General features: G+C 30.6%; 19 protein-coding genes. 11 read left to right on the top strand and 8 right to left on the bottom strand.

What is annotated here, in order from left to right; all coding sequences use genetic code 11:
* Window positions 1-126: 126 nt before the first annotated feature.
* Window positions 127-306 (bottom strand): hypothetical protein, encoded by a 180-nt coding sequence (locus DPIF8902391_RS07775; RefSeq protein ID WP_172505494.1) that lies wholly within the window; start codon window positions 304-306, stop codon window positions 127-129.
* A 533-nt stretch (window positions 307-839) separates the two neighbouring features.
* Here DPIF8902391_RS07775 and DPIF8902391_RS07770 point away from each other — a divergent pair.
* Together DPIF8902391_RS07770 and DPIF8902391_RS07765 are read left to right on the top strand one after the other, a co-directional pair.
* Window positions 840-1,178 (top strand): single-stranded DNA-binding protein, encoded by a 339-nt coding sequence (locus tag DPIF8902391_RS07770; RefSeq protein WP_058885930.1) that lies wholly within the window; start codon window positions 840-842, stop codon window positions 1,176-1,178.
* A gap of 160 nt (window positions 1,179-1,338) precedes the next feature.
* Window positions 1,339-2,196 carry a YitT family protein gene (locus DPIF8902391_RS07765; RefSeq protein ID WP_058885929.1) on the top strand — a complete coding sequence of 286 codons (858 nt, stop codon included), beginning with the start codon at window positions 1,339-1,341 and terminating at the stop codon, window positions 2,194-2,196.
* Between the two features lie 306 nt (window positions 2,197-2,502).
* Here DPIF8902391_RS07765 and DPIF8902391_RS07760 read toward each other — a convergent pair whose 3' ends face one another.
* The gene (locus tag DPIF8902391_RS07760) at window positions 2,503-4,629 is read right to left on the bottom strand and encodes a Tex family protein (RefSeq protein WP_172505493.1); all 2,127 of its coding nucleotides are present in this window, start codon (window positions 4,627-4,629) and stop codon (window positions 2,503-2,505) included.
* 74 nt (window positions 4,630-4,703) lie between these two features.
* On the bottom strand, window positions 4,704-6,758 hold the full coding sequence (gene metG / locus DPIF8902391_RS07755; RefSeq protein WP_172505492.1) for a methionine--tRNA ligase: 2,055 nt from the start codon (window positions 6,756-6,758) through the stop codon (window positions 4,704-4,706).
* Between the two features lie 455 nt (window positions 6,759-7,213).
* Here metG and DPIF8902391_RS07750 point away from each other — a divergent pair, with 455 nt between their 5' ends.
* The 4 genes from DPIF8902391_RS07750 (at window position 7,214) to DPIF8902391_RS07735 (ending at window position 11,980) form a co-directional block, all read left to right on the top strand.
* Window positions 7,214-9,661 carry a TonB-dependent receptor gene (locus tag DPIF8902391_RS07750; protein ID WP_172505491.1) on the top strand — a complete coding sequence of 816 codons (2,448 nt, stop codon included), beginning with the start codon at window positions 7,214-7,216 and terminating at the stop codon, window positions 9,659-9,661.
* A 66-nt stretch (window positions 9,662-9,727) separates the two neighbouring features.
* On the top strand, window positions 9,728-10,507 hold the full coding sequence (locus DPIF8902391_RS07745) for a hypothetical protein (protein WP_172505490.1): 780 nt from the start codon (window positions 9,728-9,730) through the stop codon (window positions 10,505-10,507).
* 187 nt (window positions 10,508-10,694) lie between these two features.
* A complete protein-coding gene (locus DPIF8902391_RS07740; RefSeq protein ID WP_232128237.1) occupies window positions 10,695-11,621 on the top strand; it encodes a S66 peptidase family protein in 927 nt (308 codons plus the stop codon).
* On the top strand, window positions 11,621-11,980 hold the full coding sequence (locus tag DPIF8902391_RS07735) for a YraN family protein (protein ID WP_058885921.1): 360 nt from the start codon (window positions 11,621-11,623) through the stop codon (window positions 11,978-11,980). Before DPIF8902391_RS07740 ends, DPIF8902391_RS07735 begins: the two co-directional genes overlap by 1 nt.
* 67 nt (window positions 11,981-12,047) lie before the next feature.
* On the opposite strand, the gene DPIF8902391_RS07730 is transcribed toward DPIF8902391_RS07735, so the two are convergent.
* Both DPIF8902391_RS07730 and DPIF8902391_RS07725 read right to left on the bottom strand, forming a co-directional pair.
* Window positions 12,048-13,430, bottom strand: coding sequence for a TlpA disulfide reductase family protein (locus DPIF8902391_RS07730; protein WP_058885920.1), 1,383 nt, complete (start codon window positions 13,428-13,430; stop codon window positions 12,048-12,050).
* Window positions 13,431-13,575: 145 nt separating this feature from the next.
* Window positions 13,576-13,932: a hypothetical protein gene (locus DPIF8902391_RS07725; protein WP_058885919.1), complete on the bottom strand. Its 357-nt coding sequence runs from the start codon at window positions 13,930-13,932 to the stop codon at window positions 13,576-13,578.
* A gap of 126 nt (window positions 13,933-14,058) precedes the next feature.
* Here DPIF8902391_RS07725 and DPIF8902391_RS07720 point away from each other — a divergent pair, with 126 nt between their 5' ends.
* Window positions 14,059-14,544: a CvpA family protein gene (locus DPIF8902391_RS07720; protein ID WP_101955527.1), complete on the top strand. Its 486-nt coding sequence runs from the start codon at window positions 14,059-14,061 to the stop codon at window positions 14,542-14,544.
* A gap of 15 nt (window positions 14,545-14,559) precedes the next feature.
* On the opposite strand, the gene DPIF8902391_RS07715 is transcribed toward DPIF8902391_RS07720, so the two are convergent.
* Window positions 14,560-14,916: a hypothetical protein gene (locus DPIF8902391_RS07715; protein WP_172505489.1), complete on the bottom strand. Its 357-nt coding sequence runs from the start codon at window positions 14,914-14,916 to the stop codon at window positions 14,560-14,562.
* A 3-nt stretch (window positions 14,917-14,919) separates the two neighbouring features.
* Window positions 14,920-19,293: a DNA polymerase III subunit alpha gene (gene dnaE, locus DPIF8902391_RS07710; protein WP_172505488.1), complete on the bottom strand. Its 4,374-nt coding sequence runs from the start codon at window positions 19,291-19,293 to the stop codon at window positions 14,920-14,922.
* A gap of 257 nt (window positions 19,294-19,550) precedes the next feature.
* On the opposite strand from dnaE, the gene DPIF8902391_RS07705 reads away from it, so the two are divergent.
* The 4 genes from DPIF8902391_RS07705 to DPIF8902391_RS07690 all read left to right on the top strand — a co-directional run bounded on the left by DPIF8902391_RS07705 (window position 19,551) and on the right by DPIF8902391_RS07690 (window position 22,139).
* On the top strand, window positions 19,551-19,742 hold the full coding sequence (locus tag DPIF8902391_RS07705; RefSeq protein ID WP_058885915.1) for a cold-shock protein: 192 nt from the start codon (window positions 19,551-19,553) through the stop codon (window positions 19,740-19,742).
* A 171-nt stretch (window positions 19,743-19,913) separates the two neighbouring features.
* Complete coding sequence (locus DPIF8902391_RS07700; RefSeq protein ID WP_058885914.1) at window positions 19,914-20,411, top strand: 30S ribosomal protein S16; 498 nt, start codon at window positions 19,914-19,916, stop codon at window positions 20,409-20,411.
* Between the two features lie 21 nt (window positions 20,412-20,432).
* Window positions 20,433-20,960: a ribosome maturation factor RimM gene (gene rimM, locus DPIF8902391_RS07695; protein WP_058886315.1), complete on the top strand. Its 528-nt coding sequence runs from the start codon at window positions 20,433-20,435 to the stop codon at window positions 20,958-20,960.
* A 588-nt stretch (window positions 20,961-21,548) separates the two neighbouring features.
* On the top strand, window positions 21,549-22,139 hold the full coding sequence (locus tag DPIF8902391_RS07690) for a PhnA domain-containing protein (RefSeq protein ID WP_172505487.1): 591 nt from the start codon (window positions 21,549-21,551) through the stop codon (window positions 22,137-22,139).
* Between the two features lie 91 nt (window positions 22,140-22,230).
* Here DPIF8902391_RS07690 and DPIF8902391_RS07685 read toward each other — a convergent pair whose 3' ends face one another.
* A complete protein-coding gene (locus tag DPIF8902391_RS07685; RefSeq protein WP_058885912.1) occupies window positions 22,231-23,280 on the bottom strand; it encodes a nucleoid-associated protein in 1,050 nt (349 codons plus the stop codon).
* Window positions 23,281-23,299 lie beyond the last annotated feature (19 nt).

Genomic DNA, 23,299 nt, shown 5'->3' with positions numbered 1-23,299 from the left:
AAATTGGCTAAAATCAGCAATTAATCTTATACTGTACTAGCTATCAGTGTTTTGTTTTTAGCCTTCGTTTTTCGGCATTAATTTACTCTAAAACACTAATTTATATTCATAAAAGTTATTTGTATGTCAACTATTCTTTACTTTCTGATTGTACTTTGTATAAATAATCCAGCCTACATATGTTAATATTGAGGTAAACCACCCAGGAAAACAAAAAATAATGGCAACCATAGGTGTAGGCAACAAACAATTCCTTGGATATCTAATTCTTCCTTCAGAATCTGCGATAGGTTCGGGTTTGTTCATTTCAAAAATAATTTGGAAAAACACAAAATAAAACAATAAACTTAAAAACAATATGAACCCATTTGTCATTTTATTTCCTTTATATTTATGTAGTACTAATTGTATTAAAAGTATTAGAAAATAAAATACTATCAAAATATATGACATAATTCTTTTTTATATTAAGTATGCAACTACAAATTCTTGTTTATTCAAATATTAATTGTAAAAAGGTTTATCATTCCATTGCTTAAAAAAATTTATAATGTTTCGTTGTTCAGTATTTCCTTTTTAGTTTAATATTCCCATCGTTGCTCTTATATTCTAACTAAACGTTAGCATAAAGTAATTATTTTATTTCCCGAAAAAAGGGGGAATTGTAGCCAACTTTCTGATAAAACACAAATAATTAAAAAACAATTAAACGTTTACATTCATTTACAAACGAAAACAAACGATTACTAACCGATTAGAGGTTCAATACTGTTTCATCTTTGCAGTGTCAATTTATTTGAAAGGCAATTTAAAATTATTTAACTATAAAAACAAACACGATGAACGCATTAAAAAACAAAGTACAGTTAGTAGGAAATTTAGGAAATGATCCAGAAATAATTACATTAGAAAGTGGTAAAAAGTTAGCGAAATTTTCATTAGCAACTAACGAAACCTATAAAAATTCGGCAGGTGAAAAAGTAACAGATACACAATGGCATAATTTAATAGCCTGGGGTAAAATTACTGAGCTTATTGAAAAATACCTAAAAAAAGGCAAAGAAGTAATGGTTGAAGGTAAATTAACCTATCGTTCTTATGAAACTTCGGAAGGTGAAAAACGATATGTAACTGAAATAACTGTAACTGAATTTTTAATGTTGGGGGCTAAAAAGTAACTATATTTTGAAATAGAAACAATAAAAATATGAAATGTAAATAAACGGTGCGTTAAACTTAATTTTCGGTTAATTTTACTCAAATAAATAACATTAAAAACACTCTTACTTTTTAATATTAGAGGTATTTTTGCCCCCTAAAAAAATAAAATAATAAAAAATGAATATTATAAAATTAAAAAATGAGTTAAAAAATTATTTTTTTATACTCAGTGGTAGTTTAATTTTAGCGATTGGTGTTGTTGGGTTTTTAGCACCAAATAAAATTGCAACAGGGGGTACTTCAGGTTTATCGATTGTATTGAATTATATTTCCAATATCCCGATAGGGATGTTGTTGTTAATTACAAACGCTCCTCTATTATTAATAAGTGTAAAATACATCGGAAAACGTTTTGCTTTTAGAACCATGATCTCTATTGTTTCCTTGGCTTTATATATTGATTTATTTAGAGAGGTTTTTAAATTTCCTGCATTAAGCGACAATACATTGTTATCGACTATTTATGGTGGTGTTTGTGTAGGCTTAGGAATTGGAGTTATTTTTAAAGGAGATGCATCGGCAGGTGGTGGTGCTATTATAGCACGTATTTTAAAAGATAAATACAATTTTAAACCAGGAACGGTAATTTTAACTTTAGATATTTTAATAATTATTTTATCAGCTCTTGTTTTTAAAGATTTAGAACTTGCTTTGTGGGCGATGCTAAGTATTTTTGTAGCAAGTAAATTTATAGATTTAGTAGTTACAGGACGTAAGCAAAATAAAATTGTACATATTGCTTCGGAAGATTTAGAAGCACTTAAAAAGATAATCGCTTCGAAAATGGGGGTTTCAGGAACATTGATACAAGGAAATAATTTGTCTCAAAGCAATCAGCGAAACATCATTTTTTTATCAATCAATAAAAATAGGATTATGACCCTTAAAAATTTGGTTGAAAAGCATGATCCAGAAGCTTATATGATTGTTTTAGAAGCAACCGAATTATTAGGTTCTTCAAATGCAGTTAAGTAAAATATTTAGAATTAGACCTCACAGGTTTTTAAAACCTGCGAGGTCTGTTTTGTTATTTCGAGAAGATTAAATAAACGTTATGCGGAACTAAATTCGCGTTGACAGATACAGTTTCTTCTTTTTCTGTGGTGTTTCTATTTGATAACTTATAATTTTAAAATTATCTAATAATTAAAAAATATGTACAAATTTCTAGCCCCGATTGTAGCATTTGTTTGAGCTCTTTTTTTGATTTTTCTTCAAAAAAAAGCGAGTGCGGAAAGCGGGAAATTGCTTCTAATAATTAGTTGTTTTATCTTTAAAAAATTACTTAAAATTCATAGAAAGTTGAATGCGTTTTCTTGTTATATCGACCTCTAAAACCTTTACTTGTACGTGCTGATTTAAGGTAACATGTTCATTTATATCTTTCACAAAAATATTTGAAAGATTAGAAACATGCACTAAACCACTTTCTTTTACGCCAATATCGACAAAACAGCCGAAATTGGTAATATTATTGATAATTCCTGGAAGAATCATGCCTGTTTTTAAATCATCAATTTTTTTAACATGTTCGTTAAAACTAAATTCTTTCGCTTTTTCTCGAGGATCTAATCCAGGTTTTTCTAATTCTTTTACAATATCTTGAAGCGTTGGTAATCCGTAAGAATCGGTAATATATTGCTGTAATTTCAATTGTTTTAAAACCGAGTTATTTCCTATTAAATCGATAATTTTATTGCCAGAATCTTTAGCCATTTGTTTGACCAAAGCATAACGCTCAGGATGAACAGCAGAATTATCTAAAGGATTATCGCCATTTTTAATACGTAAAAAACCTGCGGATTGTTCAAAAGCTTTTCCACCTAAACGAGGAACTTTTTTTATGGCAGTTCTGTTTTTAAAAGCGCCATTTTCATTTCGATAATTTACAATATTTTCGGCTAGTTTTATTCCAATTCCCGAAACAGCACTTAACAACGAAACACTAGCCGTATTTATATTTACGCCCACTTTATTTACACAATGTTCAACAACAGTATCTAATGATTTTTTTAGTTTATTTTGGTCAACATCGTGCTGATATTGCCCAACGCCAATCGATTTTGCATCAATTTTAACCAATTCGGCAAGCGGATCAGCCAATCTGCGACCAATAGAAATTGCACCACGAACGGTAACATCGTAATCAGGAAATTCATCTCTAGCAATTTTTGAAGCCGAATAAATTGATGCTCCAGCTTCACTAATAACAAAAACTGAAATATTATTTTTAAAAGATATTTTTTTGATAAACTGTTTCGTTTCTCTCGATGCAGTTCCGTTACCAATTGCAATGGCTTCAATATTATGTTTTTCAGCTAAAGCACTTATTTTTTGTATTGCTTCGTCAGATTTATGTTGCGGTGCATGTGGATAAATAGTATCGTTTTGTAATAAATCGCCTTGTTTATTTAAACAAACTATTTTACAACCCGAGCGAAAACCTGGGTCAATTGCTAAAATTCGTTTTTCGCCTAACGGAGCACTTAATAATAGTTGTTGTAAGTTTTTTGTAAATACTGTTATGGCATTTTCATCAGCTTTTTCTTTAGCAATTACCATTGCTTCATTTGTTAAAGCGGGTAATAATAAACGTTTATAAGCATCGGCAATAGCTAATTCAATCTGTTCACTACAATTATTTTGAGAACGAATAATACTGTTTTCTATTTTCTGAATAGCTCTTTCGTTATCTATATCAATTTTTATTCTGATAAAACCTTCCTTTTCGGCGCGAAGAATAGCTAAAAATCTATGAGAAGGAATTCTATTAAAACTTTCATTCCAATCAAAGTAATCTTTAAATTTTTGAGCGTTTTCTTCTTCTTTTTTTGTTTTTACAACTTTAGTATTGATGACAGAAAAACCTGCTAATTCTTTACGAATATTATTTCGAACATCCGTGCGTTCATTTATCCATTCAGAAATAATATGTCGTGCGCCTTCTAAGGCTTTTTCTTCGGATGAAACTTCTTTGTTTTTATATTTTGATGCTGTAAATTCTAAGTCATTTATACGTTGACTTAGTATCATTTTTGCCAAAGGTTCTAATCCATTTTTACGAGCAGTTTCGGCTTTTGTCTTTCGTTTCTTTTTATAAGGAAGATAAATGTCTTCTAAAGCAGTAATATTTTCTGTTTTATCAATCTTATTTTTTAGTTCATCAGTTAAAGCATCTTGTTCTTCAATGGCTTTGATGATTGTTTTTTTTCTTTTTTCAAGGATTTCAAATTGCTCTTTTAATTCGACTATTAAACCGATTTCAATTTCATCTAAATTACCAGTTTTTTCTTTTCTGTAACGAGCAATAAAAGGAATAGTACAATCTTCATTTAATAATTCAATAGTACTTTGAATCGATTTTAAAGAAATTTGACAGCGAGAAATTATATAATTGATGAGTTGCATAGCGTAGTTATTTGAGATAAAAAAACCTCACTTTTTAAAGTGAGGCTACGAATATACTAAAATGTTATTTTTATTTAAGATATAAACTCTCCGTTTGTTACCTTTTCAGAAGGTTGTGCAAAGGCTAATTTACCATCAGGAGTATCAATCATTAAAATCATTCCTTGACTTTCGATTCCTTTTAATTTACGTGGAGCTAAATTACAAACTACAGAAACTTGTTGCCCGATAATATCTTCAGGTTTAAAACTTTCAGCAATACCCGAAACAATTGTTCTAGTATCAAGCCCAACATCAACAGTAAGTTTTAATAATTTTTTAGTTTTTGCTACTTTTTCCGCTGCTGTAATAGTTCCTACACGGATATCTATTTTTGTGAAATCATCAAATTCAATGGTTTCTTTTTGAGGCTCAAGAACTCTGTTCTCAGCTTCGTTTGCTTTTTTAGTAGCTTCTAATTTTGCTAATTGTTTTTCAATTTCAACATCTTCAATTTTAGAAAACAATAATTCTGCTTCATTAATTTGATGATTATCTGAAATTAAAATGTCTTTTTCGGATACATCATTCCAAGTTAAAGCGGTATCAATATTTAAAATTCCTTTTAATTTAGTAGATGTAAAAGGTAAAAAAGGTTCTGATAAAATAGCCAACCCAGCAGCAATTTGTAACGCTACATTCATAATTGTTTTGGTGCGTTCTGCATCAACCTTAATCATTTTCCAAGGCTCTTCATCAGCTAAATATTTATTACCTAAACGCGCTAAATTCATTAATTCTTGAGACGCTTCTCTAAAACGGTAACGCTCAATTGATTTCGCAATTACATTAGGAAACTCTTTTAAAGTAGCTAAAGTATCTTCATCAACTTCAGAAAAATCACCAGCAACAGGTACTTTTCCGTCGTAATATTTATTGGTTAAAACAACGACACGGTTTATAAAGTTTCCGAAAATTGCTACTAACTCATTATTGTTTTTTGCTTGAAAATCTTTCCAAGTAAAATCGTTGTCTTTACTTTCAGGAGCGTTTGCCGTTAAAGTGTAACGTAAAACATCTTGCTGATTAGGAAAATCTTCTAAATATTCGTGCAACCAAACTGCCCAGTTTTTAGAGGTTGATAATTTATTTCCTTCTAAATTTAAAAATTCGTTTGCTGGTACATTTTCTGGTAAAATATAATCTCCATGCGCTTTTAACATCGATGGAAAAATAAGACAGTGAAATACAATATTATCTTTTCCGATAAAATGTACTAATTTAGTATCGTCTTTTTTCCAATAATCTTCCCAATTTTTACCTTCACGAGCAGCCCATTCTTTGGTTGATGAAATATATCCGATAGGCGCATCAAACCAAACATATAATACTTTTCCTTCGCCTCCTTTTACAGGCACAGGAATTCCCCAGTCTAAATCACGAGTTACTGCTCTAGGACGTAATCCGTCATCAATCCAAGATTTACATTGTCCTAAAACGTTTGGTTTCCAATCGCTTTTATGGCCTTCTAAAATCCATTTACGTAAAAAATCTTCGTGTTTATCTAAAGGTAAAAACCAGTGTTTCGTTTCTTTTAAAGAAGGAACATTTCCTGTAATTGCCGATTTCGGATTGATTAAATCTGTAGCGTTATGGCTTGTTCCACATTTTTCACATTGATCTCCGTAGCTTTCTTCGTTACCACATTTTGGGCAAGTTCCAACTACAAAACGATCTGCTAAATATTGATTTGCTTCTGCATCGTATAATTGCTCAGTAACTTCTTCAATAAATTCGCCATCATTATACATTTTAACGAAAAATTCCGAAGCTGTTTCATGATGAATCTTAGAAGAGGTACGAGAATAATTATCAAAAGAAATACCAAAATCAACAAATGATTTTTTAATAATTCCGTGGTATTTATCAATAATATGCTGCGGGGTAACGCCTTCTTTTTTTGCACGCATTGGTATTGCTACACCGTGCTCATCAGATCCGCAAATAAAAGCAACATCTTTTGCTTTTCCACGTAAAAAACGTGCGTAAATATCTCCAGGAACATAAACACCTGCTAAATGCCCAATGTGTATAGGACCGTTTGTGTAAGGTAATGCTGCTGTAATGGTATATCTTTTTGGTGTAGTCATTTTAAGAATCAATTTTGATAGGCAAAAATACTTAAAATTAAATTGCTTTTTAGAGCCTGTTTAAAAATTAAATAAACTGTCCGTTCGAGTGATTTTTTTCCTTTAAAAAAATGGTGTCCAGAACTTTTTAGCATAAAATTCATCAAGCTAAAAGAATTCAAATTTTCGATACAGTTTTAATTTCTTTTAGTCTTTAAAGTGATTTGAATTGATAAAAATCATCAAAAAAAAAGCTGAAAATTAGGGGGAATTAGGATGCGAACCTGAACTAAATTCCCTTTGATATATTCGATTTCTTATTTTTTAGTTACAAAATTTTTTTAGAGGAAGTTTAAACAGCTTTTTAAAATTTAGAAAATATCTTTTAAAATAGTTATTTTTATTTTGTCTAAATAAGAATAGTAATGTATTTTTGCCTTCGTTTAAAAAAAATATAAATAAAACATATAAATAAGATGAATAATAAAGGACTATTACTACTAATGATGTTTGTAACATCCGTCATTTTTTCTCAAGATTTAAAAACAATACAAGGGAAAATCACAGATAAAAATGGAACTCCAATTGAAAATGTAACAATCATAGTATCTGATATTAATAAAGGGGTGTATTCTAACAGTAAAGGAGCGTTTATTTTAGATAAGATAAAGTCGAATAAAATATGTTTGAAAATTTCAAAAATGGGCTATGGAAGTATTACAAAAAACATGACTTTATCGGCTGAAAATAATTTTGTAAGCCTGGTAATGTCGTCTAAAATGGAGGCGTTAAAAGAGGTTATTGTAAACTGTAGTTTAGATAAAATAAATAAATCGAAAGTATCGACCAATAGGTTAGGGGCAAAAGCGATTGACATGCCTAACTCGTCTGATGTTGTAAGTAAATCATTAATTGAGCAACAACAAGCCTTAACTTTAGGAGAGGTAATGACCAATGTTTCGGGGGTTTTTCAATTTAATAAAGGATACGGAGGAGTTTCAGAAACCTTTGGAGCAAGAGGTTTAAGTTCGCGTTATTTAGGTTTTATGTTTAGAGATGGAACTCGTTTTGGAACCAATCAATATTTAGCAACTCCTGAATTAGAATCATTTGAAAAAGTGGAGGTTTTAAAAGGTGGAGCGGCTATTAATTTTGGATATGTTTCGCCAGGGGCAACCATAAATTATGTAACTAAAAAGCCGTTTTTTGAAAATAAAGGAAGTATTTCTTTTAGATATGGAAGCTACGATTTTATCAAGCCAACCTTAGATTATAATTTTAAATTATCAGAAAAATTAGCCTTCCGATTTGTTTCAACAACCGATATGGCAAACAGTTTTAGAGAAACTGTAAAAACCAGTCGTCATTTTAATTATGGAGCTTTTAGGTATTTAGCATCAGAGAATACTACCATTGATTTGAACCTAGAATACTTACAGGACAAGCGTCCGTTTGATTTCGGATTGCCAATTTTTGAAGATAAAATTATCACAGGATATACCACCGATGCTAAGGGAGCTAAAAAACCTGTTTATCTGCAGCAAAAAGGACAGCAACGTTTGTATTCTAAAGTAACAAAAGATCTAAGAAAAAGGTTTATTGGAAGCCCTTTTAATAACAGAAATTCAAATCAATTTAATGCTAATTTAAAATTAGATTCTCAATTAGATGAGCAATGGAATTTAAGCATTGCCTTAGGAACATCAATTTCTGATTATGATTATATTAGAACAGGAAGTGGTTTTTCGAATCAGTATTTTTTAGAAGGAAATGATCTTAGAATTAGTAGAACTTTAGAAAAGCAATCTTGGATTGAAAATGGTTTTGGGGCACAAATTAATTTAACAGGTAAATATGCTGTTTTAGGAATGAAAAATCGTACTAGTTTTAGTATTGATTACGATAATAGAAATCAAAAAACAGTAAACTACAATTCGATAAGAGGTTTTGACGATGTTTATTTATTCAATAAAAACACAACTCAAAAAGCTGCCGTAGCAATGGATAAATCTTATTTAGGCGATACTAAATTTGCAGGTGTAGGTATTTCGTTTCAAAATTTATTAAGTATTACTGATTATTTAAACGTGTTAGCATCTGTAAGAATGGATGTTGTTGATGGTAGTTCAGAAAATGTTTATTTAATCGATTACAGCGGTAATAAACCAGGAGATATTGTATTCAAAGAATATGATGATGTCGCTTTTACACCGAGTATCGGTTTAACGTATAAACTTAGCCAAAACAATTCAATTTTTGCAAGTTTTACAAATACTTTTAATCCTAATAACAGATTCAGATTAAATGATGATGATGAAATTTTACCATCATTTTACACAAATCAATTTGAATTAGGAACAAAAAATAGTTTTTACGACGGAAAATTTAATGTAAATGCGACCTATTATATGATTAATAGCGATGGTTATGTAACAAGCCCTAACAGACCAGAAAGACATGCTATTGCTTCAGGAACAAAATATAAAGGACTAGAATTTGACCTTTCTGCAAAACCTTTAGAAGGAGTAACTTTAAGTGCAAATTATTCTTATATAGCTGCCGAATATGGCGAAGGCGGGTTTTTTAAAGCAGGAACCAGACCACAGCAAACCCCAGAACATCAGTTAGCATTTTGGGCTGATTATAAATTTAATAGTGGTGCTTTAAAAAATTTCTCACTTAATTTTGGCGGTCAATATACAGGTGAACGTCTTGGAAATGATTTTTATAGAGGAAATAATCCATATATCCAAAAGGCATATACCTTGTTAAATGCGGGTATTGGTTATCAGCAAAAAAACTTTGATGTAAATTTAAAAGTAACCAATATTTTAGATGAATTTACCTTTTTTGCCTATCGATATGGTAGTGTAAATCCGATAGACCCAACACAATTTAGTGTAACAACACGATACAGATTTTAATCCCCCTAGATAAACCGATACAATTTTACAGTTTTAAACATTGTATCGGTTTAAAAAAAATAGATCATGAAAAAAATAAATTTTTTACTAATTTTAATAATATTGCCAATATTCATGTCACATAGTGTTTGGATGCAAATAAAAAATAAAGGAAAAGTAGGCGATAAGGCTAAGGTAAATTTATACTTTGGTGAAATCAGAGAAAATGTTATAGAAAAAGGCTTAAAATGGTACGATGGTGAAATTTTTAAAGAATTTAAAGGCTATGTAAAACTGCCTAATTCTGATAAGAAAGAAGCATTGGTTTTAACGCCGTCTGAAGTATCGGTATCAGGAACTTTTACCCCAAAAACACCAGGAATTTATCAAATAGTAGCCTTTAATGAAACCGGTAGTATTAAAGATTATACCAAACATGGCTTGGGTTTATTAAAAGATGCCGCTTATTTACGTACCACTTTTGAAGCTACTTCATGGCGGGTAAAACAAGAAGGAATGCCTAATTTAAAGCCGATGATGAAATATGATATTGTTCCTTTTCCTGCTAAAAATGGCTACGGAAGTTACAACAGTCATAAAGCAACTTGGCGGGTAAAAGAAAAAGTATATGCACGGTTTTATATTGATGGGGAAATTGCTACTGATAAAGAAATAAAAGTATATAGCCCCGATGGTTGGACATCTATTAAAAAAACAGATAAAAATGGAATGTTCTATTTTATACCTTATAAAAAAGGAACATATCAGGCTATTTATCAATTAAAAAAGCAAGAAAATGGTGTTTATAAAGGTCAAAAATACAATACCACACGCATAAAAGTAATTAGTAATTTAAACATTGAATAATTTATGTAGTAAAAAAAAAGTTAAAAACTAGTTGCATACTATTCGTTTTATTATTTTGAGCGTAAATTAACTTAAAGCATCATTATTTATGAGATTTACGAAACAAAAAAAGCTTGTTTTTTCATTGTTATTATCGCTATTATTGTCAATATTGTTGTCAGAATCAATGAACGCTCAAAATAATTTTATGAATTTAATAACGCCGCCATCTTTACAAAAAGGCGATACTATTGTAATTCTAGCGCCTGCTGGAATTTTAAAAAACAGAAAACATATTATTGATAAAGCCAAAAAACTTGCCCAAAGTTGGGGTTTAAAAGTGGTGTATGGAAAACATATGTTTAATCAATCTGATCATTTTGCAGGAACCGATCAGCAGCGTTGTCAAGATTTTCAAGATGCTTTAGATAATAAAAATATTAAAGCTATTTGGTCGGCTCGTGGCGGGTATGGTTCTGTTAGAATATTAGATAAATTAGATTTTTCGAAATTTATAAAAAATCCTAAATGGGTAATTGGTTATTCTGATATTACCGCGTTTCATAATCATATTCATAATTTGGGCGTAGAAACGATTCACGGAATTATGGGAACAAGCATGCAAGATAAACCCGAAGTGATTGCAAAAAGTATTGCATCGCTTAAAAAAGTACTGTTTGGTGAAAAATTATCATATCAAATTACAGCATCAAAATATAATAGAAGTACTAAAAATAATCAAAAATTTTCAGGGGAATTAATCGGCGGGAATATTGCTATTTTAACATCGATGTTAGGCTCGGAAAGTCAACTATCAACAGAAAATAAAATTTTATTTATTGAAGAAATAGGCGAATACAAATATTCGATTGACAGAATGTTACAAAGCTTAAAACGTGCCAATTATTTTACAAAAGTAAATGCCGTTATTGTTGGTGATATGACCAAAATTAAAAAAAACTCAACACCTTGGGGAAGCGCTATCGAGCAATTAATTTTAGAGGTAATTCCTGAAAGTATTCCTGTGATATTTAATTTCCCGGCAGGGCATGAACCTGATAACAGGGCTTTAATAATGGGAAGAAAGATTATGATAACTACTCAAAATAGAATAGTAAGCTTAAAATTTGAATAATGGCAGAGCATAACGAACTTGGTGAAAAAGGTGAGCAATTAGCTATTGAATATTTAGAGGGAAACGGCTATAAAATCCTTGAAAAAAACTATCGATATAAAAAAGCAGAGGTAGATATTATTGCTCAAAAAGACGGCTTTTTAGTAGTTGTTGAGGTAAAAACACGGTCGAGTACTTATTTTGGAAATCCACAAGATTTTGTAAATCCGAAGAAAATAAAATTATTGGTTTTTGCGATTAATAATTATGTGAATCAAAAAGATTTAGACCTCGAGGTACGCTTTGATATTATTGCTATTGTAAAAAATAAAGAACAGTATGATATACAGCATTTAACAGATGCTTTTTTACATTTTTAAAACAGCAAACCCAACATATAATTGTTGGGTTTGTTATTTTAATCAACGTATTTATAAAATAAATGTGTTATTCTGATTGTTTTGCGAAATACTTTTTAACATCTTCTAAGTCGTTTGGTATCGCAATTATTTTTTTGTCTTTATCTAAAACAAAATAAGAAGGCGTTCCTGTTAAATTGTATTTAACGATGGTTTCGTTGTCAAATTTATAGGTAGGATGCGTTCCCATAGCATTGTGCCAATAAGGTAGGTTTTTTTGAAATTCATTCCAATCTGTTGATTTGTAGTTTTCAACAGCAAATGATACAACCGATACTTCATTGTATTTTTGCATTTCGGTATGTAATTCAGGAATGTCTCTAGTACAGTGTGGGCAAGAGGTACTCCAAAAAATTAATAAATATTTTTCACCATCAGCTAAGGTTGATAATCTAAGTTCTTTACCTGCTTCTTTCCATGAAAAATCAGGTGCTATTCTACCAACGGTAGCATTTAAAAACTGTAAGGTTTCTTTTCTAAAGACAGGATCAATTTCTTCTTCAGGTAACTCGTCATAGTAGTTTTCAAACATCCAATCTACTATTGGACCGTTGCGTTTTTCAGCTAAAGAAGTAATTAAAAATACGGTTACTGATTTTTTTAACTGAACACCAGAAAGTTTGTCCATTACCTTTGTAATAGATTCTTTAAGTAGTTTTTGTTGTAATTCTTTATTATCAGAATAATTTAAGTAAAAAACATAATCAGCAATACGATCTACTAAAAAAGAAGAGTTGTATAAGGCTTCATTATTAAAGTCAATATATTTGAAAAAATGATTAACTGTAGAAGAAAGATATTCGTCCATATTATCAATAGGACTAGACGGGTTATAACGCTGTGAGGCTTCAATAAAATTATGCACCAACATACCGTCTGATTTATTTTCATAAATATCTTGCACATCTTCTAATTCTTTTACGGCTACTTTATATGCTTTTTTAGTCTCTTTATTTCCATTTTTAATATAATCAACCTGATTTTCGTCAATTTTATTTTGGATTAAAGCATAAGATTGTAAATATTCGGTATATAGTTTATTTTCTCTAGATGCTGTAAAAACAACAGATTGCCCAGGGTATTTAGGATTGAATATAAATTCAATATTTTCTTTATTGAAATAGAAATCTACAAACCCGGCACCTTTATTTCGGTAGGTAGCTCTGTAGGCTCCAACAGGTGCATCTTCAGGTAGGGTAAATTCAAATTTACCTAAGGTTTGCTTTTCTCCACCAACAACAATGGTGTTCGATTTTATAGTTGTATTGCTGATAAATTTCGGCTTAGCTCCTTGTAATTTATGCAGGTAAACCCAGTCACTTTTTTCAGGAGGCGTCATTGTTCCTTTAATTGTATATTGGGCGCTAACCATTGAAGTAGCAAGTATTAATAGCGACAGTAATTTTTTCATTAGTATATTTTATAAGAGTTGAATTAATATTTAAAACTAGTCATTTACGAACTTCTTTCCAAGAAGTGTACCACTTTTATTTTTTTATCATTTTATTAAAATAATAGTGCTATTTATGCTTTTAAATAAACATTTAACAGTGTTTTTATTTAAAAAAGTCTACTAGTTCAAAATAATGAATAATAGCTTCCTTTATTAAAACCGCTTGTTCTCCTGGTTTTAAACTCGGTAATTCGGTGATGGTTTTATAGTGTGGCCAACCGTCAGGATCAAAGAAATCAAATTCATAATATCCGTAAGGCTCTAAAAGTTTACAAATAGCAATGTGCATTAAGTTTACCTTTTCATCTTTTTTAAACGGTCGTTGTCCTTGTCCAAGCTCTTGCACCCCAATTAAATAGATAACAGCATCGACATTTAAGGTATCACCATCGGCAAATTGTTCTGATAAATTTTTTATCAGAAAATCCCATTTTTCTTTTAAGTTAACTTCTTTTGACATCTGTGTTTTTTGAATAGACAAAGATACAACTGAGTTATGTATATTTGGTGTACAATTTAAAGGCATAACATTTTAATTGAGATGCTATTTTTTAAACGATATTTTATAACCCTTATTTTTATACTTATGAATATTTTTGATATTATAATAGCTGTTCTTTTAATTTTTGGTTTTGTACGAGGAATTCTCAAAGGATTATTTGTTGAGGTAGCCTCTTTGGTCGCTTTAATTGCAGGAGTTTATGGTGCGATGCATTTTTCTTATTTTATTTCAGATTGGTTAGCAAGCAGTGTTTCTTGGGATGAAAAATACATTTCTTTAACCGCTTTTGCAGGAACATTTATTGTTATTATTATCGTAATATCTTTACTGGGAAAAGTGCTAACTAAAGTTGCTGATTTTGCTTCTTTAGGAATTTTAAACAAAATATTGGGCGGTGTTTTTGGTGCTTTAAAAATTGGATTAATACTAAGTGTCGCTTTTATTTTCTTCGGAAAAATGAACGATACCATTCCTTTTGTAACCAAAGAAAACTTAGCAGAATCTATTTTATACAGCCCTGTTAAAAAAATTGCCCCGATGATTTTTCCATCAATAATTAAAGAAGATTAAATAATAAAAATCTAATTAACGGGAATAATTGGCGCTAAACCAGATTTTTTTCCAAACTCTTTTTAAGATTAAAAAAACAACAGTTTCGGTATAGTTATCAATATTTGAAGTGTCAATTTTATAAAGCATATTTTCAGGAACATCAACAATATATAAAAGACTTTGAAAGGTTTTTGAATCGGTTAAAATTAAGTTTTTTAGGGTGTTATTTAGTGTTTTTGTTAAAACATCAGGCGTGGTATTTTCTGGTATTTCAAAAGTAGAATTTGCCAAACTAAAATCTTTAGTAAGCTGTATAATCAGCTTACTATAAAGATTATTTTTAGTTACATTTACGAGTAAATCAGTGCTATTGTTATAAGTTGGTAGCATTTTTTAATTCAATTTATAATTAATATGTTGTTGATCTAAAGTATTTAAAAACTCGTTGGTTATTTTAACTTTGGTATTTCTACTAGGTGCTTCTAATTTTATTTTTTCTTCTTCATCCCAAATAGTAAAGTGCAGGTTCTGAGAACCTTTATTGGTGGTACATAAATGCTGTAAATTTTTAATTCGGTTTTCAGTCACTTCTTTTAAAGGCATCCTTATGGTTACTTTTTTACAGAGTTTATCCATAATATCGTGTAAAATAGAAAAATCAGTAAAGCTAATTCTTGGTTCTCCTTTTATGCCTTCTCTATTTGTCCAACCTGGTTTTACCATCGTCTTTACAAATAAAAATGAATTAATATCTAAAAAGTGTTTGAATTTTAAATACTCTTCGCCAAAAATTCTGAATTCATAATTTTCAGTATAATCTTCAATAAAAAATGTTGCCCATCCTTTTCCTGCTTTCGAAATTCGATGTTGTACATCGGTAACAATTCCGCCAAAAGTCAATGCCATTCCTTCATATTTAGGCAAATCATTGTAGTAAGAAAGCTTGGCGTTACAAAACTTCATTTCATTTTTAAAATCATCTAGCGGATGCGCAGAAATATAAATACCAACGACTTCTTTTTCTCTTCCTAATAGTTCCATAGTTCCCCAAGTATCACAAAGTGGAATAATTGGTTCTGGCATTTCTTCCTCAGAACCACCTCCAAATAATGATACCTGCGCCGAGTTTAAATTTTCTTGATGCTTGTTTCCAAAACGCAATATTTTCTCTATAAATTTTTGATTTTTTTCATCTTCTACAAAATATTGTGCTCTGTGTGCAGTTCCAAAAGAATCAAAACCACCCGCTAAAATTAAACCTTCAAATGCTTTTTTATTTGCTACACGTAAATCTACTCGTTTAGCAACATCAAAAACAGAATTAAAAGTACCATTTTCTTCTCGTTCGTTAATAATTGCTTTTACTGCAAGTCCTCCAACACCTTTAATAGCTGCCATTCCAAAACGAATAGCACCTTCTTTATTTACTGAAAATTTAGAAAATGATTCATTAACATCAGGCCCTAAAACGGTAATTCCTGCACGTTTACATTCCTCCATAAAAAATGAAACAGATTTAATATCATTCATGTTATTTGAAAGCACTGCTGCCATATATTCGGCAGGATAATGTGCTTTTAAATAAGCTGTTTGATACGCAATCCAAGCATAACAAGTAGAGTGTGATTTGTTAAAGGCATACGATGCGAAGGCTTCCCAATCCGTCCAAATTTTTTCTAATTTTTTAGCATCATGCCCGTTTGCTATGGATTGTTTTACAAATTTAGGTTTCATTTTATCGAGTACCGCAATTTGTTTTTTACCCATTGCCTTACGTAAAACATCGGCTTCACCTTTTGTAAAATCGGCTAATTTTTGTGATAATAACATTACTTGCTCTTGATAAACCGTAATTCCGTAGGTTTCCGATAAATATTCTTCCATTGCTGGTAAATCATATTCGATTTCTTCATCTCCGTGTTTTCTTCGGATAAAAGAAGGAATATATTCCATCGGACCTGGACGATACAAGGCATTCATGGCAATTAAATCTTCAAAAACAGTCGGCTTTAAAGAACGCATATGTTTTTGCATTCCTGGAGATTCATATTGAAAAATACCAACAGTTTCTCCTCTTTGGAAAAGTTCGTAGGTTTTTACATCATCTAAAGGAAAAGTTTCGGGGTCTAAAAGTACATCGTGACGTGCTTTTACAATTTTAACGGTATCCTTAATTAAGGTTAGCGTTTTTAATCCCAAGAAATCCATTTTTAATAAACCAGCATCTTCTACAACCGAGTTATCAAACTGGGTTACATACATGTCGGAATCTTTTGCCAAGGCAACAGGTACGAATTTTGTAATATCGTCAGGCGTAATAATAACACCACAGGCATGGATTCCTGTATTTCGAACAGAACCTTCTAAAATTCGCGCTTTATTAATGGTTTCCGACATTAAATCAGAACCATTAGAAAGTCTTTTTAGTTCGTTTACTAATTCAATTTCTTCGGTTCTAAGTTTTTCACTTAGTTGTTTATCATCTAAAGAAAATATTTTCTTCAGCTTCATTCCCGGAATTAACTTGGCAATTCTATCTGCTTCAAAAAGCGGTAAATCTAAAACACGAGCGGTATCTCTAATAGAAGATTTTGCCGCCATAGTTCCGTAAGTAATAATTTGCGCTACCTGATTTGCACCATATTTATCAATTACATAATCCATTACACGTCCACGTCCTTCATCATCAAAATCAATATCAATATCGGGCATTGATACACGTTCAGGATTTAAGAAACGCTCAAAAAGTAAATCGTATTTAATTGGGTCAATATTTGTAATCCATAAGCAAAAAGCAACTACCGAACCTGCCGCAGAACCACGCCCAGGACCTACAGCAACATCCATATTTCTTGCTTCTCGAATAAAATCTTCAACAATTAAAAAGTATCCTGGATACCCTGTTTTTTCAATTACTTCCAATTCAAAATCTAAACGTTCACGAATACTTTCTGTAATTTCTCCGTATCGTTTTTTTGCACCTACATAGGTTAAATGACGTAAAAAATTATTTTCACCACGTTTTCCTTTGTCTTCATTATCTTTTTCATCTTTAAATTCATCAGGAATATCGAAGGCAGGTAATAAAACGTCACGAGCTAGGGTGTAGGGCGTTATTTTATCAACAATTTCTTGAATATTTATAATTGCTTCAGGAAGATCTGCAAACAATTTTTTCATTTCTTCGGATGATTTGAAGTAATATTCATCGTTTGGTAAACCGTAGCGATAACCTCGTCCTCGTCCTTTTGGAGTAGCTTGTTTTTCTCCGTCTTTTACACACAATAAAATATCATGAGCATTGGCATCTTTTTTATCTAAATAAAAAGTATTGTTAGAGGCAACTGTTTTTACATTGTGTTTTTTTGAAAATTTTAAAAGTGTTTCGTTAACAACTCTTTCATCGTCTTGATTATGACGCATTAATTCGATGTATAAATCATCACCAAATTGTGCTTTCCACCAAAGAAGTGCTTCTTCGGCTTGTGCCTCACCAACATTTAATATTTTACTAGGAACTTCACCATAGATACTACCTGTAAGCACAATGATGTCTTCTTTATATTGTTCAACTACTTTTCTGTCGATTCTTGGGATATAATAAAATCCATCGACAAAAGCGATAGATGACATTTTTGCTAAATTGTGATATCCTTTTTTATTTTTTGCTAATAAAACAACTTGATAACCGTTGTCTTTTTGACTTTTATTGGTATGATCTCCACAAATATTAAATTCACAACCAACAATAGGTTTCAACGGTTTTTGCGTTGGCGTTTCTCCTTTTTCAATGGCTTCAATATTTGCTGTTTCTACGGATTTATTATGATTTAAAACCGCTTGTACAAAATGAAAAGCCGCCATCATATTACCAGTATCGGTCATTGCTACTGCCGACATATTATCTTTAGCAGCTGCTTTTACAAGGTTTCCTATTTGAATAGTCGATTGTAAAACAGAATATTGTGTATGATTGTGTAAGTGTGCAAAGCTGGCGTTTTCTAATTTTGCTAAACCTTCATTAGTACTGATGGTTTTTGTAACACCTTTTGCTTTTTCAATTCTTGCACGAATTTTTTCACTTTCTTTCTTTAAGTTTAAGTGATTTAATCCGATTACTTGAATAGGAGTAGGGTTGGTCTTGTTGAAATTATCAAAGAAATCATCAGAAACATCTAATTGTTCTTTGGTAAATTGACGCAAACGAACCAATTCTAAAAAACAACGTGTTGTTGCTTCTACATCGGCAGTTGCGTTGTGAGCATCACCAAAACCAAAACCAAATAAATGTTTGTGTAATTCTGTTAGCGTAGGTAATTTAAATTTACCGCCACGACCACCAGGAATTTGACACATTTTAGCGGTTTGCTCTGTACAAGTATCTAAAATAGGGAGGTCATTTAAAATGGTATCGACACCTAAACGATGAAATTCACAACCCATAATATTTAAATCAAAACCTACATTCTGACCTACCACAAATTTGGTTTTACTTAATGCTTCGTTAAATAAAGCCAAACCTTCAGGAAGTTCAATTCCTTGTTCTTGGGCTAAATCAGTAGAAATACCATGAATTTGCTCCGCATCATAAGGAATATTAAATCCTTCAGGTTTGATAAGGAAATCATGATGTTCAATTAAGTTTCCTAATTCATCATGCAATTGCCATGCAATTTGGGTTGCTCTTGGCCAATTATCAGTATCTGTAAAAGGTGCGTTCCAGTTTTTTGGTAATCCGGTAGTTTCAGTATCAAAAATTAAATACATCGAGAGTGGTGTGAGGTGTTTAGATAAAAGTAAAATGTAAAAATACAAAGAATTTGCGGTGTTTACCACACAAGTTATTAACCTGCTTTTACGATACAAGCTATTTTACCAAAGGAATTAAAATGATAACTAATTGATAACTAATTGATAATTAATTGTTATGTAGGTGTTAATTTTTGTTTTTTTGATAGAAAAATCAATTTATAGTAAATTATTAAAGGTATATTTGTTTCATATTTAATATAATATTTTTTACAATGAAAGAAGGAACAATTAAGTTCTTTAACGAATCTAAAGGTTTTGGATTTGTTACTGAAACAGGAACAAACACAGAATATTTTGTACACGTATCAGGTTTAATCGATGAGGTTAGAGAAGGTGATACTGTAGAGTTTGATCTTAAAGAAGGAAAAAAAGGTTTAAACGCTGTTGATGTTAGAGTTTTATAATATTTAACCGTTACTTATTTTCTTAAGAGCTTGTTTATCAGGCTCTTTTTTGTTGCAATAAAGTTAAATTTTTATTTTTTAGTAAAAAAATAATGATACCTTTGCAGCCGCTTATCACGAGATGATAAGATTTATTAATACTAAAGGTCGAGAACCTTAAAAATTAAAATTATGCCTGTAAAAATTAGATTACAAAGACACGGAAAGAAAGGAAAACCTTTTTATTGGGTAGTAGCTGCTGATTCAAGAGCTAAAAGAGATGGACGTTTCTTAGAAAAAATTGGAACTTATAACCCTAACACTAATCCTGCAACTACTGACTTAAACGTTGATGTAGCTGTATCATGGTTAGAAAAAGGAGCACAACCAACTGATACTGCTAGAACTATTTTATCTGATAAAGGAGTTTTATTAAAAAAGCATTTAGCTGGTGGAGTTAAAAAAGGCGCTTTAACACAAGAACAAGCAGATGCTAAATTTGCAGCTTGGTTAGAAGAAAAAACTGGTATTGTTGCTAGTAAAGTTGATGGTTTAGCAAAAGCTGAAGCAGATGCAAAAGCAAAAGCTTTAGAAGCTGAAAAAGCAGTAAACGCTGCACGTATCGCTGCTAACACTCCTGTTGCAGATACTGAAGAAGTTGTTGCTGAAAATGCAGATAGCGAAGAATAAAAAAACGGTACTATAATGATGATGCAAAAAGAAGATTGCTTTTATCTTGGCAAAATCGTTAAAAAACATAGTTTTAAGGGAGAGGTAGTAATCAAGTTAGATACTGATGAACCCGATCTTTACGAAAATTTGGAATCAGTTTTTGTCGATTTAGGCAATAATCTGGTTCCTTTTTTTATTGAAAAATCTTCTTTAACTAGAAGTACTATGTTTCGCGTAAAATTTGAAGATGTAGATACTGAAGCAGATGCAGATGCCATTATGCGAGCAGGAATTTATTTGCCTTTAAATTTATTGCCAAAACTTTCAGGGAACAAGTTTTATTATCATGAGGTGATCGGTTTTACTATTGTTGATAAAAACTTTGGTGAAGTAGGTACTTTAGCATACATAAATGATAAAGCTGCGCAACCGCTTTTTGAAATCGAAAATGGTGATAGAGAAATTTTTATTCCTATGATTGATGATTTTATTAAGAAAGTAGATAGAGCTAATAAAGTTATTGAAGTAGAAACTCCTAAAGGATTGATTGATATTTATTTTGAATAAAATAAAGTGATGTTTCTTTATTTATGAGTTTTTATAATATAGTTAAATAAGACCTATTTTTTAAAAATAAAAACCTTGATGCTTACGTATCAAGGTTTTTGTTTTTTCGGGGGATTTCTTACACTTGCAATATATCTGTATTACTAATATATAGAGTCCTAAATCATGCAAAATGGATGATTTGGAACAAATTTTAGGTTTATTATCGATTATTTGGCTTTAAAACCTACTTATAACACTTTATTAATTTGTTTTTGATAAAAATATAGCTTGAAATTTTATCAACATATTGATTATTAGCTTGTTGTTATTTTAGTAATAGTTGAATTATATTTTAATAAACGAGCTTTTTTTTGATAAACTACTGGTAATTTTTTCTGATGCACTACTATGAAATTAGCACAAATTCCTAGCCCCGATTGTAGCAATTGTTTGAGCTCTTTTTTGATTTTTCTTCAAAAAAAGCGAGTGCGAAAAGCGGGAAACAGCTTCAAATAATTTATCTGTAACCTATTTTAAATTCATTTTAGATTCATTTCTGATAAAATAATAATGTACTTTTACAGTCCATAATTTATAGTAAAAAAAATGAGTTTATTACAAGAGTTAGAAGATAGAAGTGCAAAGCAATGCGAACTGTGTGCTTCAAAAGATAATTTATCAATTTATGAAGTAAAACCAATGCAAACTGGTGGTGTTGACGGAAGTTTATTAGCGTGTAATACTTGTGTTGACCAAATTGATAATCCTGAAAATACCGTAGCTAATCATTGGCGTTGTTTAAATGATAGTATGTGGAGTGAGTATAGAGCTGTAAAGGTGGTTGCTTGGAGAATGTTATCAAGACTTCGTAACGAAGGTTGGCCTCAAGATTTACTAGATATGTTGTATTTAGAAGATGCTGATTTACGTTTTGCTAAAGAAAGTGGTGATCATTTAGAGGAAAGTGAAAAAATTATTCACAGAGATGCAAACGGTGCTATTTTACAAGCGGGTGATTCTGTTGTTTTAATTAAAGATTTAAAAGTAAAGGGATCTAGCATGGTGGCTAAACAAGGAACTGCGGTTCGTAGAATTTCTTTAGATCATGAAAATGCTAATTTTATTGAAGGAAAAGTTGGTCCTACGCAGATTGTAATTATTACCGATTATGTAAAGAAAATGGCTGAAAAAGAGTAGTTTTTATTCTTTTTTAAGGTGTTTTACTTTTTAAAATATAAAAAAAGCTGAAGATTTAATCTTCAGCTTTTTTGTTTATATAACTATTTTTTTACTTTTCAGTATTGTAAAAAACCTTGTAATATTTCATTTTTTTGTCTTCATCGTAGCCTTGTTCTAAATAATCAGAAGAAGCATCGGGCGCATCAATATCAATTTTAATTTGGATGTTGGTGTCTAACTTAATTTCGGTTTTAAACTTGCTTTTTTCTTTCTTTAAAACAACGTCTGAAACTTCAAAATTATTACGGATTAAAACGTCGTTCAGCTTTTCAAAATGTTTTTTGTAGTCTTCAAACATTCCTTGATGTTTTTCATCTTCAAAAACTTCTTCTTTAAAACCGTGGTAATCTACATTTTCATTTTCTTTGAAATAATCAACCGTGCTTGCTAAGAAATTACTTTGTTCTTTTTTACCAAATTCAGGCTTTATAATTTCTTCAGAAAAATCTTTACACATCTCTAAATAATTTTGAGTATGTAAATTTCTATCATCTGCAAATTTTGCGTTTAAGAAATTCTTAATCCAATATTGGGCATCGTAATTATTATTATCAACAGATAAAATTACGGTTCCTTCGGCATCGGTAGAGTTTACAATTAAACAGCCTTTGTCTAGTTTTTTGGTTGAAATTCCTTTTTGAACTACGACATCAAAACTTTCATCATCTAAATAGGTTTGTAAAAAATCAACCTTACTTTCAATTTTAAAAATTCCAACGGCATTGGTTAAAATATCTTTATATTCAATGTTTTCAAAGTAAACTACTAGCACATCGCCCGTTTTTATATTTGCCGAATTGGACTGCTCATATAAGTGGTTTACAATATTTTTTGAATGCTCAATAAAGGTAGCATTGTCATCAAAAATATCAGAAGTGTATTTGTTAATTTCGTTTAAACGAACGTCTGCATGATGGTTAAAACGGTAACTTTGGGTTACTGTTCCAAAGTTTTTTAATAAAAAAGGCATTAATAATTCATAGCTTTCTTCATCAAAACGAACTAAACTTTCTGAGAATTCATTTTTCCCACTATTATATTTATTCGCTACTTTATGAATAATACATTTGCTAATTTCTGCGCGTGTTCTTTTAATCATTTTCTTAAGTTATTGTAAG

This window comes from Tenacibaculum finnmarkense genomovar ulcerans (genome assembly GCF_900239495.1).
GTDB classification, from domain to species: domain Bacteria; phylum Bacteroidota; class Bacteroidia; order Flavobacteriales; family Flavobacteriaceae; genus Polaribacter; species Polaribacter ulcerans.
Note: the sequence above shows the minus strand (reverse complement) of the source record. Positions and strands in the feature narration are given on the sequence as shown.